At 69.2% G+C, this 9,630-nt stretch carries 9 protein-coding genes, 1 tRNA gene and 2 pseudogenes; 5 read left to right on the top strand and 7 right to left on the bottom strand.

Annotation, left to right across the window (positions count from 1 at the left end):
* On the bottom strand, positions 1 to 516 hold a 516-nt coding region (locus ACFFNX_RS32090), incomplete at its 3' end, for a DUF2637 domain-containing protein (protein WP_378209619.1).
* A gap of 268 nt (positions 517 to 784) precedes the next feature.
* Here ACFFNX_RS32090 and ACFFNX_RS32085 point away from each other — a divergent pair.
* From ACFFNX_RS32085 to rlmB, 4 genes are all read left to right on the top strand, one after another.
* A complete protein-coding gene (locus tag ACFFNX_RS32085; protein WP_378209618.1) occupies positions 785 to 1,549 on the top strand; it encodes a DUF6585 family protein in 765 nt (254 codons plus the stop codon).
* 79 nt (positions 1,550 to 1,628) lie between these two features.
* The gene (gene cysS, locus ACFFNX_RS32080) at positions 1,629 to 3,020 is read left to right on the top strand and encodes a cysteine--tRNA ligase (RefSeq protein ID WP_378209617.1); all 1,392 of its coding nucleotides are present in this window, start codon (positions 1,629 to 1,631) and stop codon (positions 3,018 to 3,020) included.
* A gap of 74 nt (positions 3,021 to 3,094) precedes the next feature.
* Positions 3,095 to 3,676: a Clp protease N-terminal domain-containing protein gene (locus ACFFNX_RS32075; RefSeq protein WP_378209616.1), complete on the top strand. Its 582-nt coding sequence runs from the start codon at positions 3,095 to 3,097 to the stop codon at positions 3,674 to 3,676.
* A 47-nt stretch (positions 3,677 to 3,723) separates the two neighbouring features.
* Complete coding sequence (gene rlmB / locus ACFFNX_RS32070) at positions 3,724 to 4,635, top strand: 23S rRNA (guanosine(2251)-2'-O)-methyltransferase RlmB (RefSeq protein WP_378209615.1); 912 nt, start codon at positions 3,724 to 3,726, stop codon at positions 4,633 to 4,635.
* Positions 4,636 to 4,639: 4 nt separating this feature from the next.
* Here the strand turns inward: rlmB and ACFFNX_RS32065 are convergent, their stop codons facing one another.
* The 3 genes from ACFFNX_RS32065 to ACFFNX_RS32055 all read right to left on the bottom strand — a co-directional run bounded on the left by ACFFNX_RS32065 (position 4,640) and on the right by ACFFNX_RS32055 (position 7,027).
* Complete coding sequence (locus ACFFNX_RS32065; RefSeq protein ID WP_378209614.1) at positions 4,640 to 5,254, bottom strand: hypothetical protein; 615 nt, start codon at positions 5,252 to 5,254, stop codon at positions 4,640 to 4,642.
* Between the two features lie 280 nt (positions 5,255 to 5,534).
* Complete coding sequence (locus ACFFNX_RS32060) at positions 5,535 to 6,443, bottom strand: SDR family oxidoreductase (RefSeq protein WP_378209613.1); 909 nt, start codon at positions 6,441 to 6,443, stop codon at positions 5,535 to 5,537.
* Positions 6,440 to 7,027, bottom strand: coding sequence for a TetR/AcrR family transcriptional regulator (locus tag ACFFNX_RS32055; RefSeq protein WP_378209612.1), 588 nt, complete (start codon positions 7,025 to 7,027; stop codon positions 6,440 to 6,442). Before ACFFNX_RS32055 ends, ACFFNX_RS32060 begins: the two co-directional genes overlap by 4 nt.
* Before the next feature lie 114 nt (positions 7,028 to 7,141).
* On the opposite strand from ACFFNX_RS32055, the gene ACFFNX_RS32050 reads away from it, so the two are divergent.
* Positions 7,142 to 7,214, top strand: a tRNA-Thr gene (locus ACFFNX_RS32050).
* A 194-nt stretch (positions 7,215 to 7,408) separates the two neighbouring features.
* On the opposite strand, the gene ACFFNX_RS32045 is transcribed toward ACFFNX_RS32050, so the two are convergent.
* From ACFFNX_RS32045 to ACFFNX_RS32035, 3 genes and pseudogenes are all read right to left on the bottom strand, one after another.
* The gene (locus tag ACFFNX_RS32045; protein ID WP_378209620.1) at positions 7,409 to 7,561 is read right to left on the bottom strand and encodes a hypothetical protein; all 153 of its coding nucleotides are present in this window, start codon (positions 7,559 to 7,561) and stop codon (positions 7,409 to 7,411) included.
* A gap of 43 nt (positions 7,562 to 7,604) precedes the next feature.
* Positions 7,605 to 7,814 (bottom strand): annotated as a pseudogene (locus tag ACFFNX_RS32040) (helix-turn-helix domain-containing protein); the annotation flags it as partial.
* Positions 7,815 to 9,229: 1,415 nt separating this feature from the next.
* Positions 9,230 to 9,630, bottom strand: a pseudogene (locus ACFFNX_RS32035) (hypothetical protein); the annotation flags it as partial.

Raw genomic sequence — 9,630 nt, 5'->3', positions numbered from 1 at the left:
CGCCGCCTCGGACGCGGCCGGGGCGGACGGCCCCGGCGCGGCGGGCTCGGCCGGATCGCCGCGCCGCGAACGCCGAGTCCGCAGGCTCAGCACCTGCTTGATCATGGCGATCCAGAGCCATATCGCGAGGATCAGGATCGCCCAGGGCGCCACGGCGACGCCGACGTCGACCGGGGTGTCCGACAGGACCGCGTACCCCTTGACGGCACGCTGGATGCCGGCCGCACCGGCGCCGGCGATCAGGATCACGAGCAGCAGCCAGCGCACCGCGCGGGAGAACCAGCCCGACCGCCGGGCGCTCAGGATCGCCAGGATGATCACGACGACCAGGCCGTCGAGCATCCCGGGGTACAGGAACGCCCAGCGTCGGGCGGCGCCGCCGCGGAGCGCGAGCAGCCGCAGGTCGTCATAGGACAGCACGAACGTGCCCGCGGCCAGCGCGGCGACGCCGAGGCCGCCGAGCGTGGTGAGGAGCCGGCGCTGTGCCTTTGAATATTGCGCGGGGGTGATTGTCATTTGGGAGGCAGCCAACCATCGGGGCGTACTGGGTGACACCATCTTGGCCGTATCCAACGGATCTCGGGGTGAGCGCGGACCGCGTGTCGCCGCCTGAACCCGACGGCCGCGCGCCGGCCACGCTCGCCACCGACGGCATACCCGCGGTGCGACCCGCGGAAGCCGGCCGAAACTATGTTGTGCCGCTTCGGGCGGTCGGCGAGTTGGTTTGCGAACATTAGGGTTGTTCTGTCGGCCACGGTTGTGATCTTGGTGCCCCTTGAGAGACGTGACTTCCCCTCCCCCCATCGACGGCCTCGCGAAAGAGCGACGGCTCGGAGACCTGCACAGCGTGCACGATCCCCGCGACGTCAACCCTCGCTCCCGTACGTGGCTGGTGTTCCTCGGACTGCCCGGCCTCGTGCTGCTGCCGTTCGCCGTGCGGTTCCTGATGCACGGGTTCGGCTGGGCCACGGTGCTCAGCGTCCTGCTGACCGCCGGCTATCTCGGCGCCGCCGGCCGTGTCCTGGTCCGCGACGTCCTGCCCGGGTACGGCCGCATGCTGTACCTGTACGAGAACGGCCTGATCCTGGTCGCGGGCCGCGAGGCGAACGCCTTCGCCTGGGACGCCGTCCGCGAGCTGCGCGTCTCGGGCGTGCGGATGGGGTCGGTGGACGCGGTCAGCTGGCGCTGCACGCTGGTGCGCGACGACGGCACCGAGGCGACCCTGGGCCCGGAGTTCCCTCGGGTCCAGGACGTCGTGGAGACCGTTTCGGCGGCCGTGACCGAGCGCCTGCTGCCGAAATTCATGTCCCGGATCGAGACGGGCGGTGAGGTGCGCTTCGGCCCGTTCACGCTCTCCCGCGAGGGCATCGCCAAAGACGGTGACAAGGTGCCCTGGCACGACGTGGCCGAGGTGGAGATCAGCAACGGCATGGTCCGCGTGGACCGGCGCGACCGGCCGGCCGGCATGACGGCCACGGCGGGGGAGGTCCCCAACGCCGTGGCCTTCGGTGAATTGGCGCGTTACGTGCGGCAGGCCCGTACGGAATGAGCATCGTCGGCGTCCGGGATCAGCCAACAATGCGGATTTCCGTGCCGGGCGCCGACCCGCATCGAATAGCCTTTTACGCGTGAGCCTGCGCCTCTACGACACCGGCACCCGTACCATCCGCGACTTCGTCCCGCTGATCCCGGGCCGGGCGGGTGTGTACCTCTGTGGTGCCACGCCGCAGGCCGCGCCCCACATCGGCCACATGCGCTCCGGCGTGACGTACGACCTGCTGTACCGCTGGCTGGCCGCCTCCGGGTACGACGTGACCTTCGCCCGCAACGTCACCGACGTCGACGACAAGATCATCAACGTCGCCGCGCAGGCGGGCGTGCCGTGGTTCGCGGTCGCCGAGGCGAACCAGCGCGTGTTCAACCGCGGGTACGACGCGCTCGGCTGCCTTCCGCCGACCGTCGAGCCGCGCGCCACCGGACACGTCCCGGAGATGATCGTGCTGATGCGGCGGCTCATCGAGCGGGGCCACGCCTACAACGTCGGCGACGACGTCTACTTCGACGTGCTGTCCTGGGCCGACCGCTACGGCTCGCTGTCGAACCAGAAGCTCGAGAACATGCGGCCCGCCGGCGACTCGGTGGGCGACGACCGCAAGCGCGACCCGCGTGACTTCGCGCTGTGGAAGGGCGCCAAGCCGGGCGAGCCGAGCTGGGAGACGCCCTGGGGTCCGGGCCGTCCCGGCTGGCACCTGGAGTGCTCGGCGATGGCCACCAAGTACCTCGGCCCCGAGTTCGACATCCACGGCGGCGGCGTCGACCTGATCTTCCCGCACCACGAGAACGAGCTGGCCCAGTCCACCGCGGCCGGTGACGCGTTCGCGCGCTACTGGATGCACAACGGGCTGCTCACCGTCGGCGGCGAGAAGATGAGCAAGTCCGTCGGCAACGTCGTGCTCCTGTCCGACCTGCTGGACAAGGCGCGCCCGGCCGAGGTGCGCTACTACCTCGGCTCGGCGCACTACCGCTCGAAGATCGACTACACCGACGAGGCCCTGCACGACGCCGCCGCCGCGTACCGCCGCATCGAGGCGTTCGTCGTACGCGCCGTGGAGATGGCCGGGCGCGTCGAGCCCGGCACGGTTCCGCAGGCGTTCACCGACGCGATGGACGACGACCTCGGCGTGCCGCAGGCGCTCGCCGTCGTCCACGAGTCGGTCCGGGAGGGCAACACCGCCATGGCCGCCGACGACAAGGACGGCCTCGTCCGCGTCCTCGGCGAGCTGCGCGCGATGCTCGGCGTCCTCGGTCTCGACCCGCTGTCGCCGCAGTGGGAGAGCGCCGGCGACGACCTCAGCGACGTCGTCGACGCGCTCGTCTCGGTGGCGCTCGAACAGCGGCAGGCGGCACGCGCCCGCAAGGACTACGCCGCCGCCGACGCGATCCGCGACGGTCTCACCGCCGCGGGCGTCATCATCGAGGACACTCCGCGCGGTCCGCGCTGGGAACTCAAGCGCTCCTGAGACGGTTGGTGGGCAGGAGTCCGGGGACGTAACGTTCGAGAGGCTTACACCCCACCGCATCCGAGGTGGTCCAGTTGTTCGAGCGGTTCACCGACACCGCCCGCCGCGTCGTGGTCTACGCCAAGGAAGAAGCCCTGCTGCTCGACCACGACTTCATCGGCACGGAGCACATCCTGCTCGGCCTCCTGCACGACGACACCGAGACCGCCGTAGGGGTGCTCACGTCACTGGGCGCCATGCTCACACCCGCCCGCGCTCAGGTGGAGGAGATGCTGGGCCGCGGCGAGCGGCCACCCGTCGACCCGATCCCGTTCACCGCGCGCGCGAAGAAGGTGCTCGAACTCTCGCTGCGCGAGGCCCTGCAGCTCGGCCACAACTACATCGGCAGCGAGCACATCCTGCTCGGCCTGCTCCGTGAGGAGGAGGGCGGGGGCACGGAGGTGCTCCGCCGGCTCGGGATCGACGCCGAGGAGGTGCGGCGCGGCGTCCTGGCGGTGCTGCGCGCCGGCCAGCAGCAACGGCCGTCACCGGGCGTCTTCGGCGTCGGCGGCGGGTCTGGACCGTCCGCGATCGAGAGCCGGCTGACCGCGATCGAAGATCGTTTGGAGCGCATCGAACGGCTGTTGCGGGACGGTTCGGGCCGCGACTCCGCGTAGTCTGTGGCGCGGGGCGGGACCGCCCCGCGCATCAGCGGAGGACACGGATGGCCAAGCGGCGTAAGAAGGGGTCGAGCCACACCCCGAAGGCCGAGGACCGGCACTGGTACGGCAAGCGTCAGACGGCGCGCGCCGCCAAGTCGGCCACCCGGACGGGGACGGCCACGACCGGCTCGCGGCGCGAGTCGGCCACGGCCACCGCCGACCGTCCGCCCCGGCGGTCCGCGCCGGAGGGCCCCGAGCTCGTCACCGGCCGCAACCCGGTCGTCGAGGCTCTGCGGGCCGGCATCCCCGCGAGCACGCTCTACGTCATGACGGGCGCCGCCGACGACCGCATCCGCGAGTCGATCAAGCTGGCGACCAACGCCGGCGTGCCGCTCCTGGAGACCGGCAAGGCCGAACTCGACCGGCTGACCGACCGCGCCGTCCACCAGGGCATCGCCCTTCAGGTGCCCGAGTACGACTACGCGCACCCCGACGACCTGCTGCACCGCGGCTCGCCCACGCTGATCGTCGCCCTCGACGGCGTGACCGACCCGCGCAACCTCGGCGCCGTCGTACGCTCCGCCGCGGCCTTCGGCGCGCACGGCGTGCTCGTGCCGGAGCGCCGCGCGGCGGGCGTCACCGCCGGAGCGTGGAAGACCTCGGCGGGCACACTCGCCTCGGTCCCGGTCGCCCGCGCGACCAACCTCGTACGGACGCTGAAGGCGTACCAGAAGGCGGGCCTGTTCGTGGCCGGCCTCGACGCGCGTGGCGCGAACGGGATCGACTCCCTGGACGCCGCGACCGGCCCGCTCGTACTCGTCGTGGGCTCGGAGGGCAAGGGCCTGTCCCGGCTGGTCGCCGAGACGTGCGACCTGCTCGTCAACATCCCGATGCCGGGCAGGGCCGAGTCGCTGAACGCCGGCGTGGCGGGCGGGATCGCGCTGTACGAGATCGCCCGCCACCGCGCGTCGTAGCGGGTCAGCTGGTCTGGCCCGTGGCCTGCCGTACGCAAAGGGCCCTGGAACCACCGAGCGTACGGACGGCGTTGTAGCCCGCGCCCTGCGGGCAGGACTCCGCACTGTCCGCCCACCGTACGACCGTGCCCCAGTGCGACTCGGAGCAGGGAACCTCCTTCAGGCTGGCGGTGGCGTCCGGGTCGGTGATGCAGTCGCCGGCCCGGAAGAGCCCGCCGCCCTGCCCCACGTCTCCGGGGTGCGGCGCCTTGAGGTTGCGGATGCACGCGACGTTGTTGGTGAGGTCGAGGTGCCCGGACCGCTCGACCTTGACCATGGCGTCGGTGTCCTCAGGGCAGTCGGTCGGCTCCATCCCGGTCAGCCCGGCGGAGGTCATCTTGGTGATCTTCGCCTCGGCGTCGGACGCGTCGCAGCCGACGCGGCGGAACGACTTGCCCTCCTGGTCTCCCACGTGCCCTGCGGGCGTCACGCACTGCCCCGCCTTCCACTCGCCGGTCGGCGCCGAAGTGTCGGGGAGCAGGTTGACGATCACGATGAGCAAGATGATCACGACGGGCGCCGTGATGCCGATGATGATCCGGGCGCGGTTGTTCCGGCGCGGAGGTCCGTACGGGGGCATTCCCGGCCCCGCCCAGGGGGGTTGGGGGCCGGGGAAGCCCTGCGGTCCCGGAGGCGGCCCTTGGGGCGGGGGGCCTTGGAATGGGGGGCCCTGGGGTGGCGGGCCCTGCGGGGGGCGGCCTTGGGGCGGTGGTCCCTGCTGCCAGGGGCCGTACGGGCCGGGGGGACCGGGCGGTCCCGGGGGAGAGGGGGGCATGCTCATGCTGAGGGATCTCTTTTCGCGTACTACATATGATCCGGGATTCGTCCGTCACATTAGTAGAGCAGTGTCACAGTTCTTCTCAGCGGTAGTCGGCGACATCGGCGTCCTTCTTGTCGCCGAAGTAGACCTCGGCGAAGTACCGGCTCGCCTCCGGCTGTGAGCCGTCCAGATCGGTGAAGCCGTAGTGCTTGGCGAGGAGGCCGGACGAGAGCGCCTGCCCGGACCAGCGGGCCCGGTCGGGGTCGGCGGCCAGAGCGGCGACCGCCCGCCCGATGTAGCGCGGCGTCTCCGAGATCGCGAACCACCGGTCCTTGGCGATGCCGTCCCGCCAGGTCTCCTCGGTGACGCCGAAGTGCTCCAGCATCTCCTCCGAGCGCAGGAAGCCGGGCGTCAGTGAGACGGACGTGACCCCGTACGGGTCGAGTTCTTCCTTGAGCATCTTGCCCAGCCGGGTCAGGGCCACCTTGATCATGTCGAAGAACATCGAGCCCCGGTACCGGTCGTTGAACATGTCATCGCCGTCGGTGATCTCCACCACCAGGCCGCCCCGCCGCCGTACGAGCAGCGGAAGCAGGGTGTGCAGCGTGATCAGGTGCGTCTCAAGCCCGTTGCGCACCGCCCGTAGCCCCTTGTCGAGGTCGTGCTCCCAGAGCGGCTTCCACTCGATCCACTGGTCCCCGCCCCAGGTGTCGTCGACGAGGATGTCGAGCCGCCCGTCCTGCTCGGCCTCGATCCGCGCGGCGAGCGCCCGTACGTCCTGCGGATCCGTGTGGTCGCAGCGCACGGCGACACCACGGCCACCGGCCTCGGTGACGAGCTCGGCGGTCTCCTCGATCGTCTCCCGGCGGCCCAGCGGACTCGCCCCCTGCCGTGTGCTCCGCCCGGTCACGTACACGGTCGCCCCGGCCGCACCCAGCTCGATCGCCATGCCCCGCCCGGCGCCTCGCGTGCCGCCGGTGACCACCGCGACCTGTCCGTCCAGTGTCATGTTCGTTCCTTTCCGGTCTGTTCTTCTCTGGTGCGCCACCCGGTCACGATCGCGTCGAGGTCGGCCTTCATCCGCTCCTTGAGCCCACCGCGCGGCCGAGCCGACCAGTGAACGGCCGTGCCGTCGGCCGCGGCGGTGAGAATCCGGGCGGCGACCTCGGACGGGGGCGCCTCGCCGAGCCGCCCTTCGTCCTTCGCACGCCGAACCAGGACGGCGACCTGGGCCTCCATGACCGCGTAGAACTCGGCCATCAGCCCTCGAAGCTCCTCATCGGCGAGATCGAAGGCGAGCTGGGCGAGGTGGTGCGCCGCGGTGTGCGGGTCATCCAGCGGCGCGTACGCGGAGACGAGCGCGTCCACGGGCGAGCCTTCGCCTCCCAGGCCGGTACGCATCTGCTCGATGGCCGCCTTGGTCATGGCGACGAGCAGCCCGTGCTTGGACCCGAACCGCTGAGCCACCGTCCCCACGGCCACCCGAGCCTCCGCGGCGACGTCGGCCAGTTTGAACACCGGCCCAAGCCGACTGATGACGAGAGCGGCGGCATCCAGCAGCCGCTCGTCCGTGATCTCCCTGGGACGCGCCATGGGAGTTATTGAACCACGATTCACTAATCAGGCGCACGCGAGGCCCTGACATGATCGCCGACCAGCCCATCCGCCCCACCGCACGCGCTATCGTGGTGAGGCTGAAGGAAGCAAGCCTCCGTAGCTCAGCTGGCAGAGCGTCCGCCTTGTAAGCGGCAGGTCGCCGGTTCGAATCCGGCCGGAGGCTCGTGCCGGCCCGGGGGGCGACCCCCCGGAGCCCCCCGATGTGGGGGGCTGCCGCCCCCCACGCCCCCGGGGGTTGAGGTCGGAGGAGGGGCTTACTTCTTTACGGTGTCCCGCCGCTGTTCAAGCTCTGCGTCCCCTCAATACGGTGTACGACCTGATGGGGTAGGAAGCAGACCGCCCGCCCAGAGGCTCGCATCACCAAGCGGCGATTACGATGAAGTGGGAGTGGTCATCGATCCCGCTGATCAGTTTCAGTTCCCGTCCGTCGACCAGCAGGACTCCGCGTCCGTCGGGGATGATGAGGTTGTTGCGGGTCAGGATCCGCGACAGCGTCGCCTGGGATGGCACCGTCTGGACTCCCTGGCGTTGCAGTTCGTGTGCTAATCGGGGCGGACCCCACCGGCGGGTGGGCGCGGCGTAGTTCACACACCAGCGCTTCCACCTCCGTGGCGGTCTGGTGCGGGCAACTGGCTGGCCGGTGCGTCCGGTCCGCCAGCCCGTCCAGGTCTTCTTGCCGATATCGGCGCATCCACGCGTGCAGGGGCTGACGGGAGACCCCGTAGCGTTCGGTGACCGGGCATCCGGCCTGGGCTTCCAGCACAGCGTGATACCGCTGCTCCACGATGCTCAGCTCCACCAGCGCCAACCCGGCCTCTCACGTGATCACGACGATCCACGCGAACGCCAAAACCAGCCGACAGGGCGTAAGGCATCAACCGAGGAAGGACACGGGAAGGCACCGCCGATCGGTGAGGACTGTCTCTACGTCTTCAAGCGCGCTCCGCTACGTCGGTGGCCGACCGGACCTCGGGCCGGGCGTGCGGCATCTGCGGGCCGATCCGGCCCGAATCGGACGGCCGCCCCGCCCACACATAAGGACGCCATGCGAAGAATTCACCGATTGCGCCAGGGCCTGAACAAGTAGTTTTGCTCAGGCCCTGGAATATTGGACCAGTTCGCCTCTACTTACCAGGATGATCTGACGTGTTGGAGACGCCGGTTCCTGTCCTCAGTTCGCGGATCAGTAGCCGTACATCCCGGCGGCGGGTAGCGTTGCGAAACCATACGCCAGGCGCGACGACCAGCAGCACCACAATTATCGCAAAGGCCACCAGGCCCGCGACGAAAATGATCCGTCCTGGACCGGGGACCGTGTACGAAGCACCGCTCGCCCCGAAGAACGACAGGAGGGCTAGCCGTTGACCTCGGAAAACGGTTGACGCCCCGCATGTAGACTGCGATCGTCTCTGTTGTAGCCTGGTTTTCAGGTTGGCCTCCTCAGGACGACCTAATCGGAACAGCGACGGCTTCCTGTTGGGGCAGGGGCCGTCGCTTCGTTTGGATGGAAGTGCTGGGCCGCTGGAGCTATCGAGCTGGCGGCCTCTTCTGAAATATTTCCATCCACCTTCCGGTGGATTTCTAGGGTGATCAACCCTTTGATGCGATCGATGATACGGACGATGTCGCTCTTGCCGGCTACGGCCTTAACCAAGACAACAAAACCAGAGGCGCAGTAGCGACGAGCGCCAGACCAATCAATCCGCTCGTCTGGCCGATCGCTCTCAAGTAATCGGCCGGGTGACCTAGCCCTTCATCTCTCTCCTGTCCACTGGATCTCCTATCTGGTGTCGGGTTGGTTTCTTCTGCCTCATCGTAGCCCGCATGCGTGCCCAGTATCGACAGTTCTCGGAAATTCATAGCTCTTTGGTGTGCGAAATATTGGAACAATCTACATTGAATGGAATTGTCCTAAAATTCCTGTTCTTCCTTGACGCGAAAGTCGGGGGTGGTCGCCCGCCCCCGCGCGGCGGCGTATCCCCGGACCTTCAATCAATCGCTGACCTGGGCAGGCTCCGGGCGGAATCTGTTACTGCGGGGAGTCGCGCCCTAGGTATGTGGCAAATCTTGTGATGACGTTCGCTGCCGGCGGGACTCCGGATAGGTCTCCCCGAGAGATAGTCATTGAGCGGGCCTGGTCGCACGGGCCGCCCGACGGCGGCCGGGCGGGTAGGCGTCTCAGGTGGTCGCTGAGCCGGCGTCGTCGGTTGGGAGTGTGTGGGCCGTCTCCTGGGGGCGGCCTTCGACACGCGTCCGGAACTGTTCGCGGGCCCAGATGAACCAGTCGTGGCGCATCGCGAGGAAACGCTTGCCGTACTCCAGGGTCAACCGGCCGTTGTCGGCCAGCCCGCCTCCGTCGTCCCGCGGCACGGTGTTTCTTCGCTGTTGTGGTTGCCTCGTGCGTTCGGCCATCCCGCCGAGGTAGTTCAGGGCTTCGCCGGGTTCGACTTGGTCGAGGAAGAAGACGCGCAGTAGCGGTTCGTCCCGCTGGTTCGGTTTCGGTGGGACGGCGACCAGCCAGCGGCGCAGCTCCGCCCGTCCGGCTTCGGTGATCGCGTACTCCTTGCGGCGGCGGGCGC

Origin of the sequence: Actinoallomurus acaciae (assembly GCF_042429965.1) — a bacterium.
GTDB classification, from domain to species: domain Bacteria; phylum Actinomycetota; class Actinomycetes; order Streptosporangiales; family Streptosporangiaceae; genus Actinoallomurus; species Actinoallomurus acaciae.
This window is presented reverse-complemented; position numbering and strand designations above follow the sequence as displayed.

Bases quoted from the DNA above. Each gene is read 5' to 3' on its own strand.
- rlmB (WP_378209615.1), top strand. From the start codon at position 3,724: ATGGCCAAGCGGCGTAAGAAGGGGTCGAGCCACACCCCGAAGGCCGAG.
- ACFFNX_RS32065 (WP_378209614.1), bottom strand. From the start codon at position 5,254: ATGCCCCCGTACGGACCTCCGCGCCGGAACAACCGCGCCCGGATCATC.
- ACFFNX_RS32060 (WP_378209613.1), bottom strand. From the start codon at position 6,443: ATGACACTGGACGGACAGGTCGCGGTGGTCACCGGCGGCACGCGAGGC.
- ACFFNX_RS32055 (WP_378209612.1), bottom strand. From the start codon at position 7,027: ATGGCGCGTCCCAGGGAGATCACGGACGAGCGGCTGCTGGATGCCGCC.